Raw genomic sequence first — 26,257 nt, forward strand, 5'->3', positions numbered from 1 at the left:
TGGCAAGCCGAACGGCCCGAAAATCTGGGTGGTGTTTGATGCCTCCGGCGTCGAGATGCAACAGCCGTGCTCGCCCGTTTGCGCCAGGGATGCGAATTTGGAATGACGGGCGCGGCGCGGCGGCGGGATCGGACGGACCATGAAGGACTGGGATGTGGGACACAGCGCACTGGTCGCGCCGGCGGTGGCGCGCAACCGCGCGGCGATCCTCGCCGTGCTGCGGGACGTCCTGCCCGAGACCGGTACGGTCCTGGAGATCGCCAGCGGGTCGGGCGAGCACGCCGTGCACTTCGCCGCCGCCCTGCCGGGGCTGACCTGGCAGCCGAGCGACCCCGAGCCGGCCTATCGCCGCAGCATCGCGGCCCATGCGGAGGCCGCGGGCCTCGCCAATCTCCGGCCGCCCCTCGACCTCGACGCCGCTTCACCGGCCTGGCCGATCCCGCACGCCGACGCCATCCTGTGCATCAACATGGTCCACATCGCGCCGTGGTCCGCCACCGAGGGGCTGATGGCGGGGGCGGCTCGCACGCTTTCGCCGGGCGGCGTCCTGTTCCTCTACGGCGCCTTCCGCGAGAACGGGCGGCACACCGCGGAGAGCAACGCCGCCTTCGACCAGGACCTGCGCGCGCGGGACCCGCGCTGGGGCGTGCGCGACCTCGAGGCGGTCGTCGACACGGCCGCACGGCGCGGCCTGCGCCTCGATTCCCGCCTGACCCTGCCGGCGAACAATCTGGCGCTGGTCTTCCGGCGCGATGCGTCGGCGGAGGGGTCCTGATGGCCGCCGCCCGCGAGAACCGATCCCTGCGCGACCGCATCGGCACGCTCCGGGACGCGTTCGAGGGCCGCCAGATCGGGATCTACTTCTCCGCCATCGCCGCCGCCATCGGCGCGGCGCTCACCGTGCCGGGAACCGCCGCGCTGGAAGCCGGGATCAACCCGGCCCTGGCATTGATGCTGTTCGTGACCTTCCTGCAGGTGCCCCTGCGGGAGCTCGGCCGTGCCTTCACCCGTGCCCGCTTCCTGGCCGCCCTCATGGCCGTCAACTTCCTCGCGATCCCGCTGCTGGTCGCCGGTCTGGTTCAGCTGCTCCCGGACGACCCGATGCTGCGTCTCGGCGTGCTGATGGTGCTGCTGACGCCCTGCATCGACTACGTCGTGACGTTCGCGCATCTCGGGCGCGCGGATGCCGGAATCCTGCTGGCCGCGACCCCGGCGCTCCTCGCGGCGCAGATGGCGTTGTTGCCGCTCTACCTGACCGCCTTGCTCGGCGAGGACGCGGCGCGGTTCGTGCCGGTCGGGCCGTTCGTCCATGCCTTCGTCTGGTTGATCGCCCTTCCGCTGGCGGCGGCCGTCCTCGTGCAGGTCTGGGGAGCACGGAGCCGCACCGGCCGACGGGCCGCCGCCGTGCTGGGGCTTCTGCCGGTGCCCGCGACGGCCCTGGTCCTGTTCGTGGTCATCGCGGCGGTGCTGCCGCAGCTCGGCCCGGCCCTGCCTCAGGCCGCACGGGTCGTTCCGGTCTACGCGGCCTTCGCCGTCGCGGCGCCGCTCATCGGCTGGGGAACCGGACGCCTGTTCGGGCTCGATGCGTCCACCGGCCGGACCCTGGCCTTCAGCGCCGCGACCCGCAACTCGCTCGTCGTCCTGCCGCTGGCCTTCGCGGTCCCGGGCGGCATTCCCCTCCTGCCGGCCGTGATCGTCACGCAGACGCTGGTCGAATTGGCGAGCGAGCTGATCTATGTGCGGCTGCTCCCGAGACTGGGGCGCGGGGAAGCGGGACCGGCGCCCGCGGAATGAAGAGCTTCCGGCTCTTCGCCGATCAGCCTGCATCGGATGTTCGCAAGACGGCCGCGCAACGATGAACGATCGTCGAACCGCGCCCGATCGCTTCGGTCGATCGCTTCGCCCGATCGCTTCGGCTGATCTCTTCGGCTGATCTCTTCGGCTGATCTCTTCGGCGCGAAACATCCCCGAGCCGTGACATGTCATGCGGCTGGGGATCGCCCTAAATCCAAGATGGGCCTGCGTTCAATCCGTCGCAGCCCGTCACGCCGCGCTGACAGGGTAAGCAGTTCGTTCGACGAACGCGGCTGCTCGCCATGGCGTTACGTTTTTCCGCGTGCTTTAATCCTTCGAAATAGCCGAATGGCGGCATATCCGGGGAGCAAAGCCAGCGATGAACGTTCGCGTAGCAGACGGGTCCTTGTCGGACGCACACACGCCAGGGTGGCTCTCCCGCGAAGCGATCGTCGCCAAGCCCGGCTTCAACCGGTGGCTGGTGCCGCCCGCGGCCCTCGCCATCCATCTCTGCATCGGGATGTCCTACGGGCTGTCGGTGTTCTGGCTGCCCCTGTCCCGGGCGCTCAGCGTCGGCCAGCCGGCACCGGCCGCCTGCCCGGACATGAGCATCGCCACGGCGCTGTTCACCACCACCTGCGACTGGCGCGTCAGCGACCTCGTCATCGTCTTCTCCATCGGCATCGTCATGCTCGGCCTCTCGGCGGCGGTGTTCGGCGGCTGGCTGGAGCGGGCCGGACCCCGCAAGGCCGGCCTCGCCGCGGCCCTGTGCTGGGGCGGCGGCTTCCTGATCGGAGCCTTCGGCGTCTACAGCCACCAGCTCTGGCTGATCTGGCTCGGCATGGGCCTGATCGGCGGCATCGGCCTCGGCCTCGGTTACATCTCGCCGGTCTCGACCCTGGTGAAGTGGTTCCCGGACCGCCGCGGCATGGCCACCGGCATGGCCATCATGGGCTTCGGCGGCGGCGCCATGATCGGTTCGCCCCTCGCCACCCTGCTGATCAACACCTTCAAGACCCCGGATTCGGCCGGCGTCTGGCAGACCCTCGCGGTCATGGGCGGGCTCTACATCGTGGCGATGCTCTGCGGGGCCTTCGGCTACCGCGTGCCCCCCGCCGGCTGGCAGCCGGAGGGCTTCACCGCACCGGCGGCCAAGAGCGCGATGATCACCTCGGGCCACGTCCACCTCGACCGGGCGCACCGGACGCCGCAGTTCTGGCTGCTCTGGGCGGTGCTCTGCCTCAACGTCTCGGCCGGCATCGGCGTGCTCGCCCTCGCGTCGCCGATGCTGCAGGAGATCTTCGGCGGCGCGCTGATCGGCCAGCCCGGGCTCGGCTTCGGCCAGCTCGATGCCGGACAGAAGACCCAGATCGCGGCGGTGGCGGCCGGGTTCGTCGGGCTGCTGTCGCTGTTCAACATCCTGGGGCGCTTCTTCTGGGCCTCGATGTCGGACAAGATCGGCCGCAAGGTCACCTATGCGACCTTCTTCGCCCTCGGATGCCTGCTCTACGCGGGGGCGCCCTGGGCGGCGTCGATCGGCTCGAAGGCACTGTTCGTGACGTTCTTCTGCGTGATCCTGTCGATGTATGGCGGCGGCTTCGCCACGATCCCGGCCTACCTCGCCGACATCTTCGGAACGCAGTTCGTCGGCGCCATCCACGGGCGGCTCCTCACCGCCTGGTCGACGGCGGGCGTGGTCGGGCCCTTCGTCGTGACGGCGATCCGCCAGGCCCAGGTCGATGCCGGCATCCAGGGTGCGGCGCTCTACACACGCACGATGTACATCCTGGCGGGCTTCCTGGCGGCGGGCTTCGTCGCCAACCTCCTGGTGCGACCGCTCGCGGCGCGCTGGTTCATGAACGACGCCGAACTCGCCGCGACGAGCAAGGGCGGCACCGCCGCGGCGGCGGGCCGGTCCGGCGATTACGGCATCGGCCGCGGCGGCGTCACGCCCCTCGCGGTGCTGGCCTGGGTCGCCGTCGGCCTGCCGATCGCCTGGGGCATCTGGAGCACGGTCTCGAAGGCCATGATCCTGTTCGGCTGACCCGCGCAGGCACGCCGCCGGATTCCGGCGCCGCCCGGCCTCCGGGCGGCGCGCCGGTCAGGCGATCAGGCGGAGGCCGGCCGGCGCCGGCGGTGTCGCCGGCCAGTCGCGGATCGCCTGGAGCGCGCCGTCCAGGGGCGCCGGCCGTCCGAAATGGTAGCCCTGGCCGAAGGCGCATCCCATGCCCGCCAGGAGGTCGGCCTCGGCCGCCTGCTCGATGCCCTCGGCCACCACGGTGACGGCGAGGTCGTCGGCCAGGCGCAGGATCGTCTGCACGATGCCCCGGCTGGTCTGGTCGGCGAGCAAGGTCCGCACGAAGGCCCGGTCGATCTTCAGCGTCGTCACCGGGAGGGTGCTGAGGTAGCTCAGCGAGGAATAGCCCGTCCCGAAATCGTCGATGGCGATGCCCAGTCCGGCCTGCCGGCACTGGGTGAGGGCGGCCGCGGCGCGTTCCGGATCGTCCATCAGCATGCTCTCCGTCACCTCGATCTTGAGGCTGGCGGGCGCGATCTCGGTGCGGTCCAGGAAGTCGGCGATCATCTGCGGGAACGAGGCGCCGGCGAGGTCGCGGCCCGAGACGTTGACCGTCATGAACAGGGGGCCGTCGAGCGCATCCTGATGGCTCTGCGCGGCGAGCATCAGCTCGGGGAAGACGCGGCCGACCTCGTCGAAGGCATGGGCCGTGAGGTCGACGATGAGGCCGGACGCCTCGGCCGCCGGGATGAACTCGATGGGGGCGACCAGACCGCGGGTCGGGTGGCGCCAGCGCATCAGGGCCTCGAATCCGGCGAGGCGCCGGGACGACAGCCGCACGATCGGCTGGAAGTACAGCTCGAACTCGCCGTTGCGCAGGCCGGCGCGGATCTCGCGCTCCAGGGACAGGGCGCCGAGGGCGGCCGCGAAGGTTTCGGAGGGCGGCGCATCGGCGCCGAGGATGGGCGGCGGCGCGGCGCCCTTCATCTGCTCCAGGATCGTCACGGTCTGGCGGTAGCGGGACAGCACCACGCCGAGGCACATGCGCAGGATCGGATCCGTCTGGGCGATCCGGTGGGAGAGCTGCTCCTCGGTGATGACGACGAGTTCGCTGGCTTCCAGGGCGCGGACCGCGGCCGAGCGCGGCTGGTGGTCGAGGATCGCCATCTCGCCGACGATCTCGCCGGGACCGCGATGGGCGAGGATGAGGTCGCCCTCCGGGCGCTCCAGGACGATCTCCAGCCGGCCGCTGACGATCAGGTAGGCGGCGTCGCCCACGTCGCCGGCCGAGAACAGGCGCGCGCCCGCGGGCAGGTGAAGATGGTCCAGGGTCGTCGCTTGGGAACGCGGCACGGAAGGTTCCAGGCAAGGCGCAGGGGTGGCCCGAGCCGGACCGTGGCCGTCGCCGGTTAAGGGCTGGCGAACGGCAAGCGCTTTCTCCCGCGCGCCGCGTCCTATCCTTAACGGGATCTCAGCACCGCGGCGCGAGACTGTGCGCGAAGACGTCCCCGCGCGGAGCCCGACACCCCGATGATCCTGTCACGACGCCTCGTCCCGGTGGGCGCGGCCCTTGCGCTGGTGCTGGCGCTGCTCGGCCTGCGCAGCGCGGTCCCGGCGCCGTTCGAGCGCCTGCGGCAGGCCACCTTCGACAGCTTCCAGCGTCTCAGCCCCCGGGTCACCCCGGACAGTCCGGTCCGGGTCGTAGACATCGACGAGGCGAGTCTGAAACGGTACGGCCAATGGCCCTGGCCCCGTCACGTGGTGGCGGATCTCGTCGCGGCCCTGCAGGATCTCGGGGCCGGCGTCGTCGCCCTCGACATGGTCTTCGCCGAGCCCGACCGCACCTCTCCGGCGCTCCTCGTCCCGGAATGGGCGCAGCGATTCGGCTTTCGCGCGGCCGAATCCGCGACGGCCCTGCCGGATCACGACGCCGCCCTGGCGGCGGTCTTCGCGCGCGGGCGGGTCGTGGCCGGCTTCGCGCTCACCCCGGGGGCGCAGGGCGCTCCCGTCACGCGCAGCGCCGGCTTCGCGACGATCGACGGCGATCCCGTCGCCACCGTCCCGCGTTTCGGCGGCTCCGTCCCCAACCTGCCGGTGCTCGATGCGGCGGCGGCGGGCCACGGCAGCTTCGGCGTCGGAGCGGGCAGCGACGAGATCAACAGGCGCCTGCAGCTCCTCATGTCGGTCGGCGGGCGCCTGGTCCCGTCCCTGGCCCTCGACGCCCTGCGGGTGATGCAGGACGAGGAGATCCTCAAGGTGCGGGCCGAGCGCGACGGCGCGGTCCTGACCGGCTACACGATCCGCGTCGGCGCGGTCGACGTCGCCGTGGACACCACCGGCGCCCTGGCCCTGCGCTTCCCGGCGGCCGGCTCGACGCCCACGATCCCCGCCTGGACGGTCCTCGATCCCGCGACGCGCGCCGGCCTGCGCGACGAGATCGCGGGCCGGGCGATCTTCGTCGGCACCAGCGCACTCGGCCTGTCGGACCTGCGCCCGACGCCGATGTCGGCGTTCGAGCCGGGCGTGAACCTGCACGCCATCGGCCTCGACCAGATGCTCACCGGAGAGGCGCTGATCCGCCCGGCCTGGGCGCTCGGCGCGGAGGTCGTGGCGGCGCTGCTGCTGGGCCTCGCCGCGGCCCTGGCCTGCGCCTTCGCCCGCCTGCGCAGCGCCGGGCTCGGCATCGCCTTCCTGGCGCCCGTGCCGGCCTTCGCCGCCGTGGCGCTCTTCGCCCGAGGCGGCCTGCTCCTCGACCCGACCCTGCCGACCTTCGGCCTCCTCGTCGCCCATGCGGGCGGGAGTCTCGCCCGCTATGCCGGATCGGAGCGCGCGGCCCAGCGCCTGCGCGCGGCCTTCACGCACTACCTCTCGCCGGACCTCGTGGCGGTGCTGGCGAGCGATCCCGGCCGGCTCAAGCTCGGGGGCGAGAGCCGCGAGATGACGTTCCTGTTCACGGACCTCGAGGGCTTCACGGCGATGACCGAGGCCTCCGGCGCCGAGGCCCTGGTCAACCTGCTCAACGCCTATCTCGACGGAATGTGCTCCATCGCGATGGCCCATGGGGGCACCGTCGACAAGATCGTCGGCGACGCGGTGCACGTGATGTTCAACGCGCCCCTCGACCAGCCCGACCATGCCGAGCGGGCGGTGGCCTGCGCGCTCGCCCTCGACGACTTCGCGGAGACGTTCCGGCGGGGGCAGCGGGCCGGGGGCGTGCCCTTCGGCGCGACGCGCATCGGCATCAACACCGGGCGCGCCGTGGTCGGCAATTTCGGCGGCACGCGGCGCTTCGACTACACGGCCCACGGCGACGCCATCAACACGGCCGCGCGGCTCGAATCCGCCAACAAGGCCCTGGGCACCCGCATCTGCATCGCCCGCACCACCTGCGACCAGGTCTCCGGCGTCAGCTTCCGCCCGATCGGAACCCTGATGCTGAAGGGCAAGTCCGTGGGCGTCGAGGTGTTCGAGCCGACGCGGCAGGCCGCCGGCACCCTGAGCGCCTATCGCGAGGCCTTCGGACGCCTGGTCGCCGGCGAGGCGGGGGCCGCCGAGGCCCTGCTGCGCCTGCACGAGGCCAACCCGGACGACCCGATCCTGGCGCTGCATGCCCGCCGGATCCGCGCCGGCGAGCGCTCGGTCCGCATGGCGGCCTGACCGGCGGCCCGAAGCGCCCGGCCGCCGGCTCAGCCGACGATCAGCAGCACCACGAGGGCGATGTTCGTGACCTGGTGCAGGAATTGGTCGAAGCCCATCAGCCACCAGAAGCGCGGGTCGGTCATGGGCCAGCGCGTCCGCTGGGCGACCAGGGTCTTGCCGCGGTCGATCAGCCCGTGGACGACGAAGTCGAGGAGGGCGAGCCACCACAGGGCCGGCCGGTAGAGCAGGGCGATCGCCAGGGTGCCGAGGGCATGCGTGCCGGCATGGACGGCGAGCGGCGCGGCCCAGCCGTCGACCCGCTCCTTGCCGCGGGCCATCCAGTCGGTCTGCGCGACGAAGTCGATGAGGTAGTGCTTGGCCGCCATCGCGACCATGAGGGCGGCCAGCGTCGACAGGGGGACGGGCGTGTCGAGGGCCTGCACCAGGACGATCTCCAGGGGGTCGGGCGGACCGGGATCACCGCACCGCCCGGCTCCGACGTGGTCGAAAGGCTACCGGAACGGCAGGCGAAATCCCACCGCCCGGCATCCGGTTGCGCGGGGCGTCAGCGCCTCAGGGTCGGAACGAAGCGGGCCTGGTCGCTGATCGTGATCGTCGCCACGGCCCGCTTGGTGCGGTCCTCCGGCCAGGGGGCGGCCGCCTCGGGCGCCCGGCCGCCATACACCATGGTGCCCTGGCCCTTGCGCATCAGCACGCTGCCGCGCTTGGTCTTCAGCACCACCTCGCCGTCGAGGACGAGCACGCCGTAGCCCCCGTCGATGGCGCCGCCCCAGACCGTGGTCCCGCGCACGCCGAGGGTCCCGACGGCGGTCTTGATCGCGACGTTGCCGCCGCTCGGCCCCTCGATCTTGCCGCCCACGAAGAGGAAGGCGCCGCGGGCCACCGAGAGGGCGAGCTTCCCGCCCTGGGCGCCGGGCTTGTAGACGAATTCGTCCACCGTGATCTTGCCGTTCTCGCCGAGGGTCAGGACGGTGTCGTCCGCGAGCTTCGCCTCGAGGCGGGATTCGGCGCCGGTGCGGATCATGTCCTTGAAGAACACCGGTCCCTGCGGAGCCATGTCGCGGGCTTGGCCGGCCTGGGAGGCCACGGCCTGGCGGTCGACCTTGGCGACGACGCCGACCTGCTGAGGGGCGGCCTGGGCCGGCGCGAGCGCGGCGAGGGACAGGGCAGCGAAGGCGCCGGCAACTTTCATCGTCACGGTGATCGTCCACGAAACAGGAGGAGGGGATGGGGGAGGGGCAAGGGAACCGGGCACGTCGACGGCGCGACGCGCCCGTCCGCCGGGGCGAGGGACGGGACGGCATCGGTGCACGTCCTGCCTGCCTACGGCCGATGCCCTTAAGGCATCGCTAAGTCATCGCACCCGGCCGAGATGATCTGGCCGCTCTGCTTCACGAATTCCTGAGCGTGACCGGGGAATCCAAGAACAAGGCAAGGTTGTTGCGGCCGGGCGAACGTTGTGCCCGGTGTAGAGAGCCCCGCTGCGCCGGCGGTGCCAGGCCGTGGCAGCGCTCAGGCGGGGGGAACCTGCGCGACGCGGATGTTGTTCGTGGTGCCGGCCACCGCGAAGGGGATGCCGGCGGCGATCACCACGCGGGCATGGGGCAGGGCGAAGCCCTCCTCCACCGCGTGGGCGAGGGCGTTCTCCACCATCGCCTCGTAGGAGGCCACCTCGTCGGCGCGCAGGCTGTGCGCCCCCCAGAGCAGGCTCAGGCGGCGCGAGGTCGCCAGGTCCGGCGTCAGCGCCAGGATCGGCACCTGCGGCCGGCGCCGCGCGATCCGGGCCGCGGTGGTCCCGCTGAGGGTATAGGCCACGATCGCCGCCGCCCCCACCGCGTCGGCCAGGGTCGCGGTGGCGCTGGCGACCGCGTGGGGCGGAGTCTCCTCCTCGCCCGGCTCGGTGGCGGTGATCAGCGAGCGGTAGAGCTTGTGCGTCTCGGTCCGGTGGATGATGCGCGCCATCATCGCCACGGTCTCGACCGGGTACTGCCCCGTGGCGGATTCCGCCGAGAGCATCACCGCGTCCGCCCCGTCGTAGATGGCGGTGGCCACGTCCGAGGCCTCCGCCCGGGTGGGGGTCGGGGCCGAGACCATCGAGTCGAGCATCTGGGTGGCCACGATCACGGGCTTCGCCGCCAGCCGGCAGGCGCGGATCAGTTCCTTCTGGCGCCCCGGCACGTCCTCGTGCGGGATCTCGACCCCGAGGTCCCCGCGGGCCACCATCACGGCATCGGAGAGGCGGATGATGTCGTCGATGCGCTCCAGGGCCTGGGGCTTCTCGACCTTGGTCATCACCCCGGCCCGGTCCCCGATCAGGGCGCGCGCCTCGATGAGGTCGGCCGGCTTCTGCACGAAGGAGAGCGCCACCCAGTCCACCCCGAGCTCGAGCCCGAAGGCGAGGTCGGCCCGATCCTTCGCGGTGAGGGGCGAGAGGTCGAGGAGGGTGCCGGGCAGGTTCACGCCCTTGCGGTTCGAGATCGTGCCGCCGGTGATCACCTCGGCGTCCAGGCTGTCGCCGGTCAGGCCGGTGACGCGCACGCGCACGCGCCCGTCGTCGATGAGCAGGTCCTGGCCCGGAGCGACCGCCAGGAAGATCTCGCGATGGGGCAGGGGGATGGCGTCCCGGTCGCCCTCGGCGCCGTCGAGCACGAAGCGCAGGGTCTCGCCGGGCACGACGTCGAAGCGTCCGCCCGCCAGGGTACCGACGCGGATCTTGGGACCCTGCAGATCCTGCAGGATGCCGATCGGACGGCCGGTCTCGCGCTCCAGGGCGCGGATCGCCGCGTGGACCCGGGCGTGATCGTCCTGGGTGCCGTGGCTGAAGTTGAGGCGGAAGGTATCGACTCCCGCCAGGAACAGGCGGTGCAGCATCTCCGGCGTCGAGGAAGCCGGCCCGACGGTGGCGACGATCTTGGCGTGGCGGTTGCGGCGCATCTGTCCCGCGACCGCGCGCGGCCGCCTCCCTGGAATCGAGGGCGGAGGTTCGCGGCGAGGCGCACAGTCGCGTCCCCGCCCACGCCTCCCAGGCGCCCGACCGCGACGGCCCGAAGGTCGCCGCGACCGAACACGTGCCATGTTCCCGGAAGCCGGCCCGGCTGTAAACCGCCGGAGGGGCCGATGCTGGGGCTTTGGTGGCGCGTAGGGCCGTCCCGCAGGGCTGCCCGCGGAGGTGGAGACGCGCGCAGGGGGCCCGCGCCCGGTCGCCCGGGGCGGGACTCCGATCCGATGCGGGTCCTTGATTCGGTGCAGGTCTTGATCCGGTGCAGGTCTCGATTCGGCGCAGGTCCGTCTCACCGGCTCGCTTCTTCAGAGGTGACCTTCGCCGTGATGGCCATCCTGCAGGCGGATCGCGATGTCGGTGCCGTCGCCGCCGAAGTCCTGGGCTGCGGTGATGGGCTGGACCGGCACGGTCGGTGTGGTGCGCTCCGCGTTCATCGAGGTGTATTGCGCCGGGGGACGGTGACGTTTCGCGGCGGCCGAGGCGGGTACGAAGGCCGTGGCGGCCAGGGACAGGCCGGCCAATACGATCACAGGAACTGAATGTTTCATCGTTTCCTCCCGTCGTCTTTGCGACAGCGCGAGAATCGATCAATCCGAAAACTTGTCATCCCCCATATTGATTACAGACGAACAATATTCGAAAATATATATAGAACACCGATCTCCGAATACACGCTACCGTAGACGCCGGTATTCCAGATCTCGGCAACCGCCCGGGTACCATGACTGGAAATGGCAGTCCGAAGACGGATTGGCACCAAGACTTGCAGCGCGGTCGTCGATGGACGCGAAGGCAGCCTTCCCGTCAGGGAAGGCTGGAGAGGCGCGAGACCAGCATCACCAGTTCGGCCTGCCGATGGGTCTGCGTCTTGGTGAAGATCGAACGGAGCTGCGCCCGCACGGTGGCGACGCGCAAACCCTGGAGCGCGGCCGCTTCCGCCAGGGTGGCGCCCTGAGCCATCAGGATGGCGAGCTTCGCCTCGCTCGGCGTCAACCCGAAGATCTGCTTGAGCGCCCCGCAATTCAGGGCCGGCGTCGCGTCGAGGTCGATCAGGAGGAGGATCGAACGCGGCCCGTCGTCGCCCGCCAGCGGGACCGGAACGGCATTCATGATCAGCGGGCGCTGGTCGGCGCGTTCGACCAGGATCCAGCTCTCGCCGTCCAGCTGGACGCGGGGCTGGCCCTGACCGAGCAGCCGCTTGACGATCCCGCGTCCGAGGCCGTTCAACACATCGACCTCGACCTCCGAGCGGCTGAGGCAGAAGAGATTTTGAAAGATGCGCCGCGCGTGGTCGTTCATGGCGAGCACGTCGCCGCCGGTCGAGATGACGAGCCCGCCGTAGCCCATCCGGTCGAAGACCTGCAAGAATGGTATCCCGACAAGCATGGTCGCGACACGTCCCCCGTATGCCGGTTCGGCACAGAGCCTGTCATACGGGAGGTTAGGCAATATCCGGGTCGGGTCAATACACCCGCACTGTCATGGATACTTGTCGTTCCGACGGATCGTTTTTCCGCGACTGCCGGATTCGCGATGAGGTCTCGATAGATCGGAAATCGCGCCCGGCCGCGCCTCCCGCCGCGCGGGGACCGGTGAAGGGTTCAGTCGAGTCCGCGCAGGTCCTGCCGGAAGCGGCGGCCATTGGCGACGTAGTTCCCGGCGGTCTGCGCGAGCCGCGCGGCGGCCTCGGCGTCGAGGGCGCGCACGGCCTTGGCGGGGGCGCCGACGATGAGGCTGTTGTCGGGAAACACCTTGCCCTCCGTGACCAGGGCATTGGCGCCGACGAGGCAGTTGCGCCCGATCCGGGCGCCGTTGAGGATGGTGGCGCCCATGCCCACCAGGGTCCCGGCCCCGATGGTGCAGCCATGCACGATGGCGCGGTGGCCGACCGTGACGTCCTCGCCGAGGTCGAGGGGAAAGCCGGGATCGGCGTGCAGCACGGCCCCGTCCTGGATGTTGGTGCGCGCGCCGATCCGGATCGTGTCGTTGTCCCCGCGGATGACCGCCCCGAACCAGACCGAGACGTCGAGTCCGAGATGGACCTGCCCGATCACGTGCGCACCGGGCGCGATCCAGAGGCGGGCGGCATCGGCGATCTGCGGCCGGTGGGGGCCGAGGGCGTAGAGGGTCATGCGGAATCCATGCTGCTTCGGGGGGCCGGATCAGGACCCGGACCAGGCGGCGGGGCGCTTGGCCAGGAAGGCCGCGACGCCCTCGGCGAAATCGCCGCTGCCATAGCATTCCGCGATCAGGTCCGTCGCCTCGGCACCGGGATCGCGCTCCAGCCGGCGTAGCATCTCCCGCGTCACCCGCATGGTCACGGGGGCGTGGCCGAGGAGCCGATCGCAGATCGCCGTCACCGCGGCGTCGAGCTCGCCCGGTTCCGCCACGGCGGCGAGGTAGCCGAGCGGCGCCAGGGTCTCGGCGGCGGGCATCTCGGCCAGCAGCATCATGCGGGTGACGAGGCCCTGGCCCAGGGTCGCGGTCAGGCGCCGCAGGTTGGCCGGTGAGAGGCAGTTGCCCAGGGTGCGGGCGATCGGCACGCCGAACCGCGCGCCGGCCTGCGCCACCCGGATGTCGCAGGCATTGGCGATGGCGAGGCCTCCGCCCACCGCGAAGCCCTCGATCACCGCGACGGTCGGCACGCGGCAGCGCTCCAGACCGGCGACGTAGCCCTCGATGCGGGCCTCGTAGGCGACGCCGTCCGCCCCCGTGAAGCCGACGAACTGCTCGATGTCGGTGCCGGCCACGAAGGCCTTGCCGCCGGCGCCGCGCAGGACGGCCACGCGCACGGACGGGTCGGCCTCGATCCGCGCGAGGCTCTCCGCCAGCGCGTCGTACATCGCGAAGGTGAGGGCGTTGCGGGCGGCCGGGCGGTCGAAGGTGAGGTGGGCGACGCCGCCCTCGACCCGGTAGCGGACGGCGCCCGCGGCGTGACTCTCGCTCATGCGGCGAAGGCCCCCTCCGCGCGCAGGCGCTCGACCGCCTCGTCGGACAGGCCGAGTTCGGCCAGGATCTCGTCGGCATGCTCGCCCAGCAGCGGCGCGTGGCGGCGCACCTGCGCTGGCGTGCCCGAGAGCTTCACCGGGAAGCCGATGTTGGGCACGCTGCCCTCGATCGGATGGGGCACCGCGATGCGCATCTCGCGGTGCTGGCCATGCGCGCTCTCGAAGGCCTCCGGGTAGGTGTTCATGCGCCCGGCCGGGATGCCGGCGGCCAGCAGGTCGGCGACCCAGTCCTCGGCGTTCCGGGCGGCGAAGCTCGTCTCCAGCTCGGCGATCAGGGCCTCGCGGTGGGCGAGCCGTCCGGCGATGTCCCGGAAGCGGTCGTCGGCGAGCAGGTCCTCGCGGCCGAGCACGTCGCAGAGCAGGCGCCAGAGCTTCTGGTTCGTCGCCCCCATGACGAAGTAGCCGTCCGCCGCCCGCACGGCCTGGTAGGGCGCACTCATGCGGTTGGCGGTGCCGAGGGGCTCCGGAACCCGGCCGGTGCCCCAGTACTCGGACACGTCCCAGATCGAGAAGGCCAGCGCGGAATCGAACAGCGAGGCGTCGACGTACTGGCCCTCGCCGCCGGCCTGCCGGCCGATATAGGCGCTGAGGATGCCGTAGACCGCGAACAGGGCGCAGCCGATATCGGCCACCGGCACGCCGGCCTTCACCGGCGGCCCGCCGGGATGGCCGGTGACGCTCATCACGCCGGACATGGCCTGGGCCATCAGGTCGTAGCCGGGGCGCTTGGCCCAGGGGCCGGTCTGCCCGAAGCCCGAGATGCTGGCGTAGATCAGGCCGCGGTTGCGCGCCCGCATGGCCTCGTAGCCGAGGCCGAGCCGGGCCATGACGCCGGGGCGGTAGTTCTCGACCACGATGTCGGCCCCCTCCGCCATGTCGAGGAGGAGGTCGCGCCCGGCCGGGCTCTTCAGGTTGAGGGCGAGGCTGCGCTTGTTCCGGTTCATGTTGAGGAAGCCCATGCTGTCGGGCCCCTTCATCTTGAACCCCATGGCGCCCCGGGTCTGGTCGCCGGTGCCGGGCGGCTCGATCTTGATCACGTCCGCCCCGAGATCGGCGAGCAGCATGCTGCAGACCGGCCCCGCCATCACCTGCGTGACGTCGAGGACGCGCAGGCCGGAGAGGGGCAGGGGGCGGGAACCGGGGCGGGGGGTGTCGTGCACGGGTTCGTCCATCGTGCTCAGGTCCTGTGTGTTGCGCGACGCGGCCCTCCTCCCCCTCGCGGGGAGGGGAGGCCCGCTACTCCGCCGGGACGGCCCGCGCCAGCGGGGCCGCGGGCTCCTCCACGAAGGGGCGCTCGGGATGCATGGTGAAGGCGAGGCCGGCGCCCAGCAGGCAGAGGAAGATCGAGCCGACGAAGGGCAGGGTCCAGCTCCCCGTCATGTCGACGATCATCCCGAAGACGATCGGCGAGATGATCGCCGCCACCGCCGAGCCGGTGTTCATCAGGCCGGCCGCGGTGCCCGAATAGGTCGGCGCGATGTCCATCGGCACCGACCAGATCGGGCCGATGACGAGCTCGGCGAAGAAGAAGCCCGAGCTCAGGAGCAGCGCCACCAGGGTCAGGTCCTTGGTGAAGAACACCCCCGTCAGGCTCGCCGCCGCCCCGAGGAAGCCGACCACGATGACGCTGAGCCGGGCGAGCTTGAGATCGCCGGTCCGCTTGAGGATGCGGTCGCTGAAGACGCCGCCCAGGGTGTCGCCGACGACGCCGGCGAAGAACACGCCGGAGGCGAACAGGGCCGAGTTCTTCAGGTCGAGGCCGTAATTGAGCTTGAAGAAGCTCGGCAGCCAGCCGAGGAACAGCCACAGGGTCCAGCCGTAGCAGAAATAGGTCAGGGTGACGGGCAGGATCCGCATCGTCAGGCGGCTCCAGGGAATGTTCTGCTTGGCGCCGACCTTGCGCGGCTCGGGCAGCACCGCGAGTTCCTCCGGGGTGATCGCCGGATGATCCTTGGGATCGTCGCGGAAATACAGGTACCAGACCACGACCCAGGCGAAGCTCGCGACACCCAGGACGACGAAGCCGAGGCGCCAGCCCACATGGTAGATCAGCACCGCGACGATCGGGGGCGCCACCGCGTTGCCGAGCCGCGCGAAGGCATGGGTGATGCCCTGCGCGAAGCCGCGCTTGCCCGGCGCCGTCCAGTTCTGCATGGCGCGGGTGGCGGTCGGGAAGGTCGCGCCCTCGCCGAAGCCGAGCAGCACGCGGGCGAGGAACAGGCTGACCAGCCCGCCGACGAGGCCGGTGAGGATCGTGGCCGAGGCCCAGATCAGGCCGCAGACCAGCAGCGTGCGCCGGGCGCCGAACTTGTCGCCCACCGAGCCGCCGATGACCTGGAAGATGGCGTAGGGATAGGCGAAGGCGGACAGGATCAGGCCGAACTGGGTGTTCGACATGCCGAGATCCTTCATGATCTCGCCGCCCGCCGTCGCGATGTTCACCCGGTCGAGATAGGTGACGAAGTACATCAGGCAGAGCAGGAACAGGACCATGTTCGACGCGGAGACGCGTCTTTTGGCTGGCGTCATCGGGGTTTCCTCCGTTTGAACGCGTCCCCCCGCCCGATCTGATCGCCGGGCTTTTCGCGAAGGGCACGCGGGTGGTGTGATCGGCGCGGCTCTCCTCCCCCTTGCGGGGAGGAGTTGGAGGTGGGGGTGGTTGGGTGACCCTCAGGCGGCGAAGGCCGGCGGCGCCACCCCCACCCCTGACCCCTCCCCGCAAGGGGAGGGGAACCTGTCTCTCAATCGTCGAGGCCGGAGCGGAGCGCATCCATCGCCGCCAGCACGCCGCCGCGCGTATGGGGCACGCCGCCGGCCTTGAGACCCATCTCGACGCCGGACAGGGCGGCCATCAGCGTGAGATCGTTGGTCTCGCCGAGATGGCCGATGCGGAAGACCTTGCCGGCGACCTTGGCGAGGCCGGTGCCGAGGGAGAGGTCGTACTTCTCGAGGATCAAGTTGCGCAGGGCGTCGGCGTCGTGGCCGTCGGGCATCACCACCGCGGTCAGCACCGGCGAATACTCGGACGGCTCCCGGCACAGCACTTCGAGGCCCCAGGCCTCGACGGCGGCGCGGGTGGCGGCGGCGAGGCGCTGGTGGCGGGCGAAGACCTGGGGCAGGCCCTCCTCCAGCAGCATGGCGATGGCCTCGCGCAGGCCGTAGAGCAGGTTGGTGGCCGGGGTGTAGGGGAAATAGCCGGCCGCATTCGGCTTCAGCATGTCCTGCCAGTCCCAGTAGGAGCGCGGCAGGGTCGCGGTCTTGGTGGCGGCGAGCGCCTTGTCGGAGAGGGCGACGAGGCCGAGGCCCGGGGGCAGCATCAGGCCCTTCTGCGAGCAGCTCACCGAGACGTCGACGCCCCAGGCGTCGTGGGCGTACTCGGCCGAGCCGAGGCCCGAGATGGTGTCGACCAGGAACAGGGCCGGGTGGTTGGCCCGGTCGATGGCCTTGCGGATCTCCGCGATGCGGCTCGTGGCGCCGGTGGAGGTCTCGTTGTGCACCACCATCACGGCCTTGATCGACTTCGCGCGGTCCTCGGCCAGGATCGCCTCGACCTTGGCCGGGTCGACGCCCCGGCGCCAGTCGCCCGGCACGAACTCCACCTCGATGCCCCAGCGGGCCGCCATCTGGCGCCAGAGGGTGGCGAAGTGCCCGGTCTCGAACATCAGCACCCGGTCGCTGGCCGAGAGCGTGTTGACGATGGCGGCCTCCCAGGCCCCCGTGCCCGAACCCGGATAGAGGATCACCGGCGCGCGGGTCTGGAACACGGCCTGCGCGCCCTCCAGCACCGCCCGCCCGAGCTTGGCGAAGTCGGGACCGCGATGGTCGATCACCGGCATGTCCATGGCGCGCAGGACGCGCTCGGGCACCGGGCTCGGGCCCGGAATGTGCAGGAAGTGGCGTCCGGTCCGTGTCGTCATCGGGGGCCTCGCAGGCTTTCAGGGGCGCCAGAGGAAGCTGGCAGATCGCGGCCGGCAAATCGCTGCCGGCAGGTCGCGGGACGGGAGCAGCGCCGGGGCGTATGATCGCGAGCGGCGCCGTATTGTCGTCGATACGATCCGCGTCCGATTTGGTCGACCAAAAATTTGCATTCATTTCTGCGTGACACAAGCATTATTTTGCGCTCGATCGCCCTCGACCCCGGCGCCGCCGGCTGATAATTCTGGAACGATGATGCTCGATTCCGTCCCGGATGCCGCGGTCGACCCGGAGGCTCCGTCCCTGCCCCGGATCGCCGGAACGGTCGCCGCCTCCTTGCACGGGACCCTGCTGGCGCAGCTGCGCGACTACGTCGTCGAGGGCAACCTCGCCCCCGGTGCCCGGGTGCCGGAACGGCTCCTCTGCGAGCGCTTCGGAATTTCCCGCACGCCCCTGCGCGAAGCCCTCAAGGTGCTGGCCTCGGAGGGTCTGATCGACCTGCTCCCGAACCGGGGCGCCCGGGTCCGCCAGCTCGGCGCCGAGGAGATGGTGGCGCTGTTCGACGTGATGGGCGGCCTTGAGGCTCTGGCCGGGCGGCTCGCCTGCGAGAAGATCACCGAGGCGGCCTTTTCCGAGATCGAGGGCCTGCACCACGCGATGTACGCCGCCTACCTGCGGCGCGACCTGCACGGCTACTTCACCGGCAACCAGGCGATCCACGACCGGATCGTCGAGGCCGCCGACAACGAGCCCCTGCGGACGACCTACGCCAATTTCGCGGGCCGCCTGCGCCGGGTGCGCTACGCGGCCAACCTCGACAAGGACCGCGACCGCTGGGGCGAGGCCATGCGCGAGCACGAGGAGATCCTCGACGCCCTGCGCCGGCGCGCCGGCCCGGAGCTCAGCGACATCCTGTTCCGCCACCTGCGCAACAAGCGCCGCGCCGCGGCGGTGCGGGAGTCCGCGGCGGCCGAAGCCTGATGGCGGCGCCGGGAGTCGCCTCCAGAAGCCGCCGGACCGATCAGCCGGCGCTCGCCGACAGGCGCTCGGCCTCGGCGCGGATCACCTCGGCCGCCCGGAGCACGCCGGCTTCGTCCACCTCGAGATGGGTCGTGGCGCGGATCTGATGTGCGCCGATCGCCCGGACCCGGACATCCTGATCGAGGCAGGCCTTCGCGAAGGCGGCGGCCGTCACTCCCAGGGGCTCCACCGAGAAGCACAGGATGTTGGATTGCGCCGCGCCGGCATCGACGACGAGTCCGGGCGCCTCGGCGATCCGGTCGCGCAGCAGGGCCGCGTGGGCGTTGTCGCGGGTCAGTTGCTCGACGTGGTGATCGAGGGCGTAGAGGCCCGCCGCCGCCAGGATGCCGGATTGGCGCATGGCCCCGCCGAGGCGGTACTTCCAGCGCCAGGCTTCGGTGATGAAATCCTGCTTCCCGCACAGGACGGCGCCAACCGGGCAGCCGAGGCCCTTGCTGAGATCGATCCAAGAGCTGTCGAAGCCCTGGGCATAGTCCTTCGCGGCGATGCCGGTGGCCGCCACCGCGTTGAGGAGCCGGGCCCCGTCGATATGCGCCCGCAGACCCTTCTCGTGGGCGATGTCGCGGATGCGCCGCATGTCCGGAAGCGCCCAGACCGAACCGCCCGAGAAGCTCGTCGTCTGCTCGATCGACACCAGGGCCGAGCGCGGCGCCGTCCGGGCCGCCGGGCGGATCGCGGCCTCGAAGGCCTCCGGCGTGTAGACCCCCGCCGGGGTCTTCAGGGCCGCTACGGAGATGCCGCCGATGGCGGCCGAGCCGGCGGCCTCGGTGTTGTAGATGTGGGACTGGTCGTCGACGATGATCTCGTCGCCGGGCCGGGTCTGGACCAGGATCGCCACCAGGTTGCACATCGTGCCGGAGGGCATGAAGACGCCCGCCTCCTGGCCGAGCAGGTCCGCCACCCGCGCGCAGAGTGCGAGGGTCGTCGGGTCGGAATCCGACTGCTCGTCACCCACCTCGGCCCGCGCCATGGCGTCCCGCATCCCCACCGTGGGCCGCGTCTGGGTGTCGCTGAACAGGTCGATCATCTTGCAAGCCCGTTTGCATTCAAAATATCACCGGTATCTTAGCTTCGGTGGCCCCGGCCGCCACCCCATCCGGCTCGCCGCACACCGGCATTCCGACCCGGATGGCCCATTCGCCACGCGAGGACGATGACGCATGACCGCCACGGCTGAGCCATCGACCACACCCCGCGCGGCCACCCGCCAGAACGCCGGACTCGCCCGCAGGCTGGCCGAGGCGCTGCAGGGCGAGGCCCGATTCGATCGCTTCACCCGCGGACGCTACGCCACCGACGCCTCGATCTACCAGATCATGCCGGCCGGAATCGTCCTGCCCCGCTCCGCTGCGGACATCGCCGCGACGCTGAAGATCGCGGCCGAGCACGACGTGCCGGTCATCATGCGCGGCGGCGGCACCTCGCAGAACGGCCAGCCGATCGGGCACGGCCTCGTGGTCGACTGCTCGCGCCACTTCAACGGCATCATCGCCTACGATCCCGAGGGGGGCACCATCACGGTCGAGCCCGGCATGGTGCTGGAGCGCCTGAACACCCGGGTCAAAGCGGATGGCTGGTTCTTTCCCGTCGAGCCCTCCACCGCCACCCGCTGCACCATCGGCGGCATGGCCGGCAACAATTCCTGCGGCGCGCGCTCGCTCCGCTTCGGCAAGATGAGCGACAACGTCCTGGCGGTGGACGCGCTGTTTCCCGACGGCACCCCCTTCGGCTTCGGGCTGACCGGCAACGACGGCAGCGGCGTGACGGGTCCGGACCGGGCCGGGCACCTCGCCGCGGCGATGCGGGCGCTGGCCGAGTCGGAGCGCGACGAGATCCTGGCGCGCTACCCCCGGGTCCAGCGGCGGGTCGGCGGCTACAACCTCGATGCGCTCATCGAGCCCCGGCCGAACCTCGCCCATCTCCTCGTCGGCTCCGAGGGGACGCTGGCGGCCACCACCGGCGTCACCCTCAAGCTGTCGCGGCTGCCCGCCCACCGGGTCATGGGCGTCTGCCACTTCCCGTCCTTCCGCTCCGCCATGGAGACCACGAAGGCGCTGGTCGACCTCGACCCGGTGGCGGTGGAACTCGTCGACAACAACGTCCTGGTGCTCGGCGCCGACATCCCGCTGTTCCGCACCACCCTGGCCGACATCACCCGCGGCACGCCGAACTGCCTGCTGCTGGTGGAATTCGCCGGCGACGACCGCGACGCATTGCTGGCCGATCTCGGGCGCCTCGACGCCTGCATGAGCGACCACGGCTTCCGGGACGCCGTGGTGGAGGTGCCCGAGCCCGTCCGCCAGAAATCGGTCTGGGAGGTGCGCGAGGCCTGCCTCAACATCATGATGTCGATGAAGGGCGACGCCAAGCCGGTCTCCTTCATCGAGGATTGCGCGGTGCCCCTGGAGCATCTCGCCGACTACACCGACACCGTCACCGAGGTCTTCACCCGGCACGGCACCCGCGGCACCTGGTACGCCCACGCATCGGTCGGCTGCCTGCACGTGCGCCCGATCCTCGACATGAAGCAGGGCGGCGACGTCGCCAAGATGCGGGCCATCGCCGAGGAGGCCAGCGCCGCCGTCCGCCGCTTCAAGGGCTCCTACTCGGGCGAGCACGGCGACGGCATCTCGCGCTCGGAATACATCGAGCCGATGTTCGGCGCCCGGCTCACCCGCGCCTTCGAGGCGGTGAAGGACGGGTTCGACCCGGACAACCGCCTCAACCCCGGCAAGATCGTCCGGCCCCTGCGCATGGACGACCGCGCGCTGATGCGCTTCCAGCCGGGCTACGCGGTGACGGCGCCCGCTGCGCCCGCCCTCGACTGGTCGGACTGGGGCGGGTTCGGCCCGGCCGTCGAGATGTGCAACAGCAACGGCACCTGCCGGAAGCTCGCCGGCGGCGCCATGTGTCCCTCCTACCGCGTGACCAAAGAAGAGCAGCACCTCACTCGCGGCCGGGCCAATTCCCTGCGGCTGGCGATCTCGGGCCAGCTCGGGCCGGACGCCTTCACCAGCCCCGAGATGAAGCGGACCCTGGATCTCTGCGTCTCGTGCAAGGCCTGCCGGCGCGAATGCCCCACCGGCGTCGACATGGCCAAGATGAAGATCGAGTTCCTGCACCATTATCACGCCCGTCACGGCCTGCCCCTGAAGGAGCGGCTGGTGGCGGCGCTTCCGCTCTACGCGAGCACGGCGGCGCGGCTGGCGCCCCTCCTCAACCTGCGCGACCGGCTGCCGGCCCTGGCCCGGCTGTCCGAGCGCTGGGTCGGTCTCTCGGCCCGGCGGACTCTGCCCCGATGGCGCCGGCCCTGGCACGAATCCGGGGAGCCCGCGCATCCGGGCGACGTCTCCGGCGACTTCCGCGACGTCGTCCTGTTCGGCGACACCTTCAACCGGGCCTTCGAGCGCGAGAACCTGGAGGCCGCCGAGCGGGTGCTGGTCGCGGCCGGCTACCGCCTGCACCGGGTCTTCCCGCATCGCGGCCGCCGCCCGCTCTGCTGCGGACGGACCTACCTCGCCTCCGGCCAGACCGACCGGGCCCGCGCCGAGGCCCGGCGGACGCTGAGCGCGCTGCTGCCCTTCATCCGCGCCGGCGCCCGTGTCGTCGGTCTCGAGCCGTCCTGCCTCCTCACCTTCCGGGACGAGTTCGCCTCGCTCCTTCCGGGCGCCGAGGCCGCCGAGCTCGGGCGCGCGAGCTTCCTGTTCGAGGAGCTGCTCGCCGCCGACCTCAAGGCGGGGCGCATCGACCTGCCGCTCGCCGACCAGGGCGGCCGGGTCGCCCATCTCCACGGCCATTGCCATCAGAAGGCCTTCGCCGCCATGGGGGCCGTGGAGACGGTCCTGCGCGCGGTGCCCGGTCTCGACGTCCGCCCGATCGAGTCGAGCTGCTGCGGCATGGCCGGCGCCTTCGGCTACGGCGCCGAAACCATCGACGTATCCCTGGCCATGGCCGAGCTGTCGCTGTTCCCGGCCCTGCGGCAGGCTGGACCCGACGATCTCGTCGTGGCCGACGGCACGAGCTGCCGCCACCAGATCCACGACGGCCTCGGCCTGACCGCACGGCACGTCGCGCGCGTTCTCGACGAAGCCCTCGTGACCTCGACACGTCCTTCGCCCGCGTTGCGAAACGGAAAGCCCTTTTTGCCGCTGTAATACCGACGATGCGCGTGTGCCACGGCACCCGCATCGGCTTGCTGTTTTAAATTATATACGTCATTTAAAAAGGGAGGGGCCGGCGGATCGGACCCGCCGGGAGAGCGTCATGAGCCAAGCCAATCGCAACCAAACCATTCGGAAGACCGCCATCGTCACCGGAGCCTCGTCCGGTATCGGACTCGCCACCGTGCGGGCCCTGCACAAGGCCGGTTACCGGGTGTTCGGGACGAGCCGGCGCAGCAGCACGGTCCTGGGCGATGCCGGCACCCTCCTGACCTGCGACATCACCGATGAGGCGTCGGTCGCCGCCATGGTGAAGACGGTCCTCGACGAGACCGGCCGGATCGATCTTCTCGTCAACAATGCCGGCTTCGGCATCAGCGGCGGCGCCGAGGAATCCTCGATCGCCCAGGCACAGGACCTCTTCGACGTGAACCTGTTCGGCGTGATCCGGGCCATCCGTGCGGTGCTTCCGACGATGCGCGCGCAGAAGAGCGGCCGCATCGTCAACATCAGTTCCGTGCTCGGCCTGATCCCAGCCCCCTACATGGCGCTCTACGCCGCCAGCAAGCACGCGGTGGAAGGCTATTCGGAGTCGCTCGACCATGAAATCCGCAATCACGGGATCCGCGTCGTCCTGATCGAACCGGCCTATACGCGCACGGCCTTCGACCAGAACCTGGTCTCTCCCGATGCTCAGCTGAGCCTCTACGCCGAGGCCCGGGCCGGCGCCGACCGGACGATGCGGGAGGCCATGGCGACGGCCGACGCGCCGGAGGTCGTGGCCGATACCGTACTCGCCGCAGCCGAGGCTTCCGTCCCGCGCCGCCGCTACACGGCCGGCAAGGTCGCGCGCCAGATCAGCCTGCTTCGGCGCTTCGTCCCCGCCCACCTCTTCGACAAGAGCCTCAGGAAGCAGATGAAGCTGCCGAACTGAAGCGCCTCCGGCGACAGTCCTGCCGGCACCGCTCAGAACTCCATGCCGAACTTGACCCGGACATTGTGCCGCTCGAATTGGTTCAGTCCGAGGGCACGACCGGCCAGGGTCGGGTCGGCATCGCGACCCCAGACCTGTCCGGCATACGCCACCGTCAGCCAGATCTTCTCGGTGAAGCGATGGTGCAGGGCGGGGCCGACGAACAGCGCCTCGCTCTCCAGCTCGTTGAGGAAGGTGCCGTTGTAGCCGCGCAGGTAGCGAACTTCCGGCCCGAGATAGGTGTTTTCTCCGACGCGAGCGACCAGGGCGTTGGACCAGAGAAAGGTCGATGAGCGGTAACCGGGTGCACCCGGGCCGCGCTGGCGACCGGCCGCCGGCTCGAAGCTGATGTTGCTGCCGTACCAGAGCTTGTCCGGCACGATTTGGAGATCGAGCTGGAGCACGGTCTCCATGTCGAAGATGTCGGCTCCATGTCCCTCGATGGGCAGGACGCGCGAGAAGCGCGGCCGGAGTTCGAGGGCGACTCCGAGCGGCTGATCCTTGTCGCCCTTCAGAAACTGGTACTTCACCTCCACGGAAACCCCATCGAACGTCCCGTAGGACTTGTCGTCCAGATCGACGATGTTGCGGACCTGGCGAAAGGTGCCGAACGCGCCGAACTCGATGCTCAGGCGGTCGATCGGGTCGAACTGGTAGCCAAGCTTGGTGTCGAGTACGCGATATCGCCCCCCGCCGGGTCCGGACAGCCGCTTGCCCAGCCGTGAGACCGTATCGACGGTGACTTCCTGCTCGCCCTTCTCGCCCGCATCCGAGCCTTCGGTGAAGCCGAAGAGATGCTCGGTGTCGACGTCCTTGGATTGCCCGCCATCGCCACCGCTTCCCTTTGCGTCCTTCAAGGACCCGCCCGCCTTGGAGCCTTGGCCGCCGGTCTGATCCTTCCGTGCCTGAGGACCCTTGCGTGCCGTGCCGGATCGCCTGTCCTTCGACGCTTGCGCCGTAGCCTTGGTGGCGGCTGGAGCGTCGGTGTCAGTGGCATCGGCCGCATGTGAACACAGTGCCACGACGACACTGATGATGCATAGGGTCGGACGCACGCAACCGGAAGTCATCTGGCGAAATCCTGTCCCGGCCCCCGCTGCGATGACTGGTGGACCCTGTTCTTCACCTTAGACACGCCCTCGCTTATCCTGCCTGCTGCGAATGAGACACAGATCGAGAAATTGGCGATGGCCGCGGATTAAGAACACAGCTTCCTGCTCGAGCGGGCTTCGGTGGAGATCGGACCAAGAATTTCTCGGATCCTCCCAGGCCGGTCGGAACGCGAAGAGTGCGGGACGGTTTCCTCGACGCATCAGCCGGGAGATTGAACATGCGGATCATTGCGACAGCGTCGGCCCTCGCGCTCCTCACCTTCAGCAGTGTCGGCGCGGCCGAGGCCAAGGGCTGCATCAAGGGCGCGATCATCGGCGGGATCGCCGGGCACTACCTCGCCGAACGCGGCGTGGTCGGCGCGGTCGCGGGATGCCTCGGCGGTCGCTACCTTGCGAATCGTCAGGCGAAGCGTCAGCGGGACATCGACTACGGCTCTCGGGTCGAGCCGCGCGGGGCCGGCTACGGGCAGGTCCAGGGCCCGGCGCGCCGCAACTACAGCTACTGACGCGCCACCCAGGGCCGCAGACGGCATCAGGCCCTGTTTTCCGGCGACGCGAACCGCAGCGGTGCGGCGGGGCGCGTCGCCATCCAGAGAACGTGGCGGGGCCCGTCCGTGCCGCCCTTGGCGTGGATGCGGAACTCGTCGACTTCGAAGCCGTGCAGGCGCAGCCGCGCCTTGAAGCGTCGGTCCGGTTTGCCGGACCAGACGGCGAGGATGCCGCCGCTCCGCAAGGCGTAATGGGCACGCCTCAAGCCCCAGGCATCGTAGAGGCGGTCGTTCTCCCGCCGGGTCATACCCGAAGGACCATTGTCCACGTCGAGCAGGATCGCGTCGAACAGCTCGGGTCCCGACTGGATCACGCGATTGACATCCGTCTCGGTGATCTCGACCCGTGGATCGTCGAGGCTGTCGCCGAAGAGATGGGCGAGGGGGCCGCGCGCCCAGGCCACAACGGCCGGGATCAGTTCGGCGACGACGACCTTCGCCTCCGGTCCGAGGGCGCCGAGGGCGGCCCGAAGCGTGAAGCCCATGCCCAAGCCACCGATCAGGATGCGGGGCGCCGAACGACCGGTGAGGCGTTCGCAGGCGATGATCGCCAAAGCCTGCTCGGAGCGGCGGTCCAGATTGGTCATCAGCTCCGCCGTCCCGACCTGAATCGAGTAGGCGTCGCCCTGCCGCAGAAGGTTCAGGCGGGCGGAACTGCCGGGAATGGCGCTGGTGTCGCAGAGGACCCAGGGTGTTGAGGACATCGACGCTGGGCTCCCTCCACGACTCCGTACGGCCGTGGCTGCCACCGCGTCATCCGAAACACCACGCAGGTCAACCGGACCGAGAACGTATCCGATGGCTGGGCGGCTTTCTGGCGTTGCATGAAGCCCGTCGATGCGCCGGCTTGCGCGATGCACGCGCATCTCTGGAGATCGGGGGCCAATCGGGGGCGGTTGGATCCCAGGCGGCATACCGATCGCCCAGCATTTCCACGATTCCGATGTCCGCGACAACGCTGCCACGTCCCCTTTGACCTCGAAGAACCACGTCGCCACCAAGCCTGGGCCAATGGTCTCTGCGATCGC

Annotated in this window: 22 protein-coding genes; 8 read left to right on the forward strand and 14 right to left on the reverse strand. The window is 70.4% G+C overall.

Features of this window, described 5'->3' with window-relative positions; translation table 11 throughout:
• The first annotated feature begins 139 nt into the window (after positions 1 to 139).
• The 3 genes from AC0IWM_RS12715 to AC0IWM_RS12725 all read left to right on the forward strand — a co-directional run bounded on the left by AC0IWM_RS12715 (position 140) and on the right by AC0IWM_RS12725 (position 3,838).
• Positions 140 to 775, forward strand: coding sequence for a DUF938 domain-containing protein (locus AC0IWM_RS12715; RefSeq protein ID WP_471755461.1), 636 nt, complete (start codon positions 140 to 142; stop codon positions 773 to 775).
• A complete protein-coding gene (locus tag AC0IWM_RS12720) occupies positions 775 to 1,794 on the forward strand; it encodes an arsenic resistance protein (protein WP_471755463.1) in 1,020 nt (339 codons plus the stop codon). Before AC0IWM_RS12715 ends, AC0IWM_RS12720 begins: the two co-directional genes overlap by 1 nt.
• Before the next feature lie 379 nt (positions 1,795 to 2,173).
• Positions 2,174 to 3,838, forward strand: a complete 1,665-nt coding sequence (locus AC0IWM_RS12725; RefSeq protein WP_471755465.1) for an OFA family MFS transporter — start codon at positions 2,174 to 2,176, stop codon at positions 3,836 to 3,838.
• Between the two features lie 57 nt (positions 3,839 to 3,895).
• On the opposite strand, the gene AC0IWM_RS12730 is transcribed toward AC0IWM_RS12725, so the two are convergent.
• Entirely contained in the window at positions 3,896 to 5,164 is a 1,269-nt protein-coding gene (locus AC0IWM_RS12730) for an EAL domain-containing protein (protein WP_471755467.1), read from the reverse strand.
• Between the two features lie 177 nt (positions 5,165 to 5,341).
• Between AC0IWM_RS12730 and AC0IWM_RS12735 the strand changes: the two genes are divergently transcribed.
• On the forward strand, positions 5,342 to 7,468 hold the full coding sequence (locus AC0IWM_RS12735; RefSeq protein WP_471755469.1) for a CHASE2 domain-containing protein: 2,127 nt from the start codon (positions 5,342 to 5,344) through the stop codon (positions 7,466 to 7,468).
• Between the two features lie 29 nt (positions 7,469 to 7,497).
• On the opposite strand, the gene AC0IWM_RS12740 is transcribed toward AC0IWM_RS12735, so the two are convergent.
• The 10 genes from AC0IWM_RS12740 to AC0IWM_RS12785 all read right to left on the reverse strand — a co-directional run bounded on the left by AC0IWM_RS12740 (position 7,498) and on the right by AC0IWM_RS12785 (position 17,397).
• Positions 7,498 to 7,893, reverse strand: a complete 396-nt coding sequence (locus AC0IWM_RS12740; RefSeq protein WP_056474413.1) for a DUF3307 domain-containing protein — start codon at positions 7,891 to 7,893, stop codon at positions 7,498 to 7,500.
• A gap of 122 nt (positions 7,894 to 8,015) precedes the next feature.
• Positions 8,016 to 8,663: a FecR family protein gene (locus tag AC0IWM_RS12745; RefSeq protein ID WP_471755624.1), complete on the reverse strand. Its 648-nt coding sequence runs from the start codon at positions 8,661 to 8,663 to the stop codon at positions 8,016 to 8,018.
• Positions 8,664 to 8,983: 320 nt separating this feature from the next.
• Positions 8,984 to 10,405 (reverse strand): pyruvate kinase, encoded by a 1,422-nt coding sequence (gene pyk / locus AC0IWM_RS12750; RefSeq protein ID WP_056473733.1) that lies wholly within the window; start codon positions 10,403 to 10,405, stop codon positions 8,984 to 8,986.
• 372 nt (positions 10,406 to 10,777) lie between these two features.
• Positions 10,778 to 11,020, reverse strand: a complete 243-nt coding sequence (locus tag AC0IWM_RS12755; protein ID WP_471755471.1) for a hypothetical protein — start codon at positions 11,018 to 11,020, stop codon at positions 10,778 to 10,780.
• A 256-nt stretch (positions 11,021 to 11,276) separates the two neighbouring features.
• Entirely contained in the window at positions 11,277 to 11,837 is a 561-nt protein-coding gene (locus AC0IWM_RS12760) for a helix-turn-helix transcriptional regulator (protein ID WP_471755473.1), read from the reverse strand.
• A gap of 236 nt (positions 11,838 to 12,073) precedes the next feature.
• Positions 12,074 to 12,604: a gamma carbonic anhydrase family protein gene (locus tag AC0IWM_RS12765; protein WP_471755475.1), complete on the reverse strand. Its 531-nt coding sequence runs from the start codon at positions 12,602 to 12,604 to the stop codon at positions 12,074 to 12,076.
• Positions 12,605 to 12,634: 30 nt separating this feature from the next.
• Complete coding sequence (locus tag AC0IWM_RS12770; protein WP_471755477.1) at positions 12,635 to 13,420, reverse strand: enoyl-CoA hydratase; 786 nt, start codon at positions 13,418 to 13,420, stop codon at positions 12,635 to 12,637.
• On the reverse strand, positions 13,417 to 14,652 hold the full coding sequence (locus tag AC0IWM_RS12775; RefSeq protein WP_471755479.1) for a CaiB/BaiF CoA transferase family protein: 1,236 nt from the start codon (positions 14,650 to 14,652) through the stop codon (positions 13,417 to 13,419). The genes AC0IWM_RS12770 and AC0IWM_RS12775 overlap by 4 nt, the downstream gene beginning before the upstream one ends.
• A 64-nt stretch (positions 14,653 to 14,716) precedes the next feature.
• Complete coding sequence (locus tag AC0IWM_RS12780) at positions 14,717 to 16,009, reverse strand: MFS transporter (RefSeq protein ID WP_471755481.1); 1,293 nt, start codon at positions 16,007 to 16,009, stop codon at positions 14,717 to 14,719.
• A 212-nt stretch (positions 16,010 to 16,221) separates the two neighbouring features.
• Positions 16,222 to 17,397, reverse strand: a complete 1,176-nt coding sequence (locus AC0IWM_RS12785) for a pyridoxal-phosphate-dependent aminotransferase family protein (protein WP_471755483.1) — start codon at positions 17,395 to 17,397, stop codon at positions 16,222 to 16,224.
• 250 nt (positions 17,398 to 17,647) lie between these two features.
• On the opposite strand from AC0IWM_RS12785, the gene AC0IWM_RS12790 reads away from it, so the two are divergent.
• On the forward strand, positions 17,648 to 18,376 hold the full coding sequence (locus tag AC0IWM_RS12790; protein WP_471755484.1) for a GntR family transcriptional regulator: 729 nt from the start codon (positions 17,648 to 17,650) through the stop codon (positions 18,374 to 18,376).
• Between the two features lie 40 nt (positions 18,377 to 18,416).
• Here the strand turns inward: AC0IWM_RS12790 and AC0IWM_RS12795 are convergent, their stop codons facing one another.
• Positions 18,417 to 19,463, reverse strand: a complete 1,047-nt coding sequence (locus AC0IWM_RS12795; protein ID WP_471755486.1) for a threonine aldolase family protein — start codon at positions 19,461 to 19,463, stop codon at positions 18,417 to 18,419.
• A 133-nt stretch (positions 19,464 to 19,596) separates the two neighbouring features.
• On the opposite strand from AC0IWM_RS12795, the gene AC0IWM_RS12800 reads away from it, so the two are divergent.
• Together AC0IWM_RS12800 and AC0IWM_RS12805 are read left to right on the forward strand one after the other, a co-directional pair.
• On the forward strand, positions 19,597 to 22,590 hold the full coding sequence (locus AC0IWM_RS12800; protein ID WP_471755488.1) for an FAD-binding and (Fe-S)-binding domain-containing protein: 2,994 nt from the start codon (positions 19,597 to 19,599) through the stop codon (positions 22,588 to 22,590).
• A 109-nt stretch (positions 22,591 to 22,699) separates the two neighbouring features.
• Positions 22,700 to 23,530, forward strand: coding sequence for an oxidoreductase (locus AC0IWM_RS12805; RefSeq protein WP_471755490.1), 831 nt, complete (start codon positions 22,700 to 22,702; stop codon positions 23,528 to 23,530).
• Positions 23,531 to 23,562: 32 nt separating this feature from the next.
• On the opposite strand, the gene AC0IWM_RS12810 is transcribed toward AC0IWM_RS12805, so the two are convergent.
• Positions 23,563 to 24,624, reverse strand: coding sequence for a hypothetical protein (locus tag AC0IWM_RS12810; protein WP_471755492.1), 1,062 nt, complete (start codon positions 24,622 to 24,624; stop codon positions 23,563 to 23,565).
• Positions 24,625 to 24,899: 275 nt separating this feature from the next.
• On the opposite strand from AC0IWM_RS12810, the gene AC0IWM_RS12815 reads away from it, so the two are divergent.
• A complete protein-coding gene (locus AC0IWM_RS12815; RefSeq protein ID WP_471755494.1) occupies positions 24,900 to 25,187 on the forward strand; it encodes a hypothetical protein in 288 nt (95 codons plus the stop codon).
• Between the two features lie 26 nt (positions 25,188 to 25,213).
• On the opposite strand, the gene AC0IWM_RS12820 is transcribed toward AC0IWM_RS12815, so the two are convergent.
• Complete coding sequence (locus tag AC0IWM_RS12820; protein ID WP_471755496.1) at positions 25,214 to 25,933, reverse strand: spermidine synthase; 720 nt, start codon at positions 25,931 to 25,933, stop codon at positions 25,214 to 25,216.
• Positions 25,934 to 26,257 lie beyond the last annotated feature (324 nt).

This window comes from Methylobacterium sp. AC433 (assembly GCF_979253015.1).

Excerpts from the sequence above, each read along its gene's own strand:
- AC0IWM_RS12715 (WP_471755461.1), top strand. The coding sequence starts at position 140 with ATGAAGGACTGGGATGTGGGACACAGCGCACTGGTCGCGCCGGCGGTG.
- AC0IWM_RS12720 (WP_471755463.1), top strand. The coding sequence starts at position 775 with ATGGCCGCCGCCCGCGAGAACCGATCCCTGCGCGACCGCATCGGCACG.
- AC0IWM_RS12725 (WP_471755465.1), top strand. The coding sequence starts at position 2,174 with ATGAACGTTCGCGTAGCAGACGGGTCCTTGTCGGACGCACACACGCCA.
- AC0IWM_RS12735 (WP_471755469.1), top strand. The coding sequence starts at position 5,342 with ATGATCCTGTCACGACGCCTCGTCCCGGTGGGCGCGGCCCTTGCGCTG.
- AC0IWM_RS12745 (WP_471755624.1), bottom strand. The coding sequence starts at position 8,663 with ATGAAAGTTGCCGGCGCCTTCGCTGCCCTGTCCCTCGCCGCGCTCGCG.
- pyk (WP_056473733.1), bottom strand. The coding sequence starts at position 10,405 with ATGCGCCGCAACCGCCACGCCAAGATCGTCGCCACCGTCGGGCCGGCT.
- AC0IWM_RS12755 (WP_471755471.1), bottom strand. The coding sequence starts at position 11,020 with ATGAAACATTCAGTTCCTGTGATCGTATTGGCCGGCCTGTCCCTGGCC.
- AC0IWM_RS12765 (WP_471755475.1), bottom strand. The coding sequence starts at position 12,604 with ATGACCCTCTACGCCCTCGGCCCCCACCGGCCGCAGATCGCCGATGCC.
- AC0IWM_RS12770 (WP_471755477.1), bottom strand. The coding sequence starts at position 13,420 with ATGAGCGAGAGTCACGCCGCGGGCGCCGTCCGCTACCGGGTCGAGGGC.
- AC0IWM_RS12775 (WP_471755479.1), bottom strand. The coding sequence starts at position 14,652 with ATGGACGAACCCGTGCACGACACCCCCCGCCCCGGTTCCCGCCCCCTG.
- AC0IWM_RS12780 (WP_471755481.1), bottom strand. The coding sequence starts at position 16,009 with ATGACGCCAGCCAAAAGACGCGTCTCCGCGTCGAACATGGTCCTGTTC.
- AC0IWM_RS12785 (WP_471755483.1), bottom strand. The coding sequence starts at position 17,397 with ATGACGACACGGACCGGACGCCACTTCCTGCACATTCCGGGCCCGAGC.
- AC0IWM_RS12790 (WP_471755484.1), top strand. The coding sequence starts at position 17,648 with ATGATGCTCGATTCCGTCCCGGATGCCGCGGTCGACCCGGAGGCTCCG.
- AC0IWM_RS12795 (WP_471755486.1), bottom strand. The coding sequence starts at position 19,463 with ATGATCGACCTGTTCAGCGACACCCAGACGCGGCCCACGGTGGGGATG.
- AC0IWM_RS12800 (WP_471755488.1), top strand. The coding sequence starts at position 19,597 with ATGACCGCCACGGCTGAGCCATCGACCACACCCCGCGCGGCCACCCGC.
- AC0IWM_RS12805 (WP_471755490.1), top strand. The coding sequence starts at position 22,700 with ATGAGCCAAGCCAATCGCAACCAAACCATTCGGAAGACCGCCATCGTC.
- AC0IWM_RS12815 (WP_471755494.1), top strand. The coding sequence starts at position 24,900 with ATGCGGATCATTGCGACAGCGTCGGCCCTCGCGCTCCTCACCTTCAGC.
- AC0IWM_RS12820 (WP_471755496.1), bottom strand. The coding sequence starts at position 25,933 with ATGTCCTCAACACCCTGGGTCCTCTGCGACACCAGCGCCATTCCCGGC.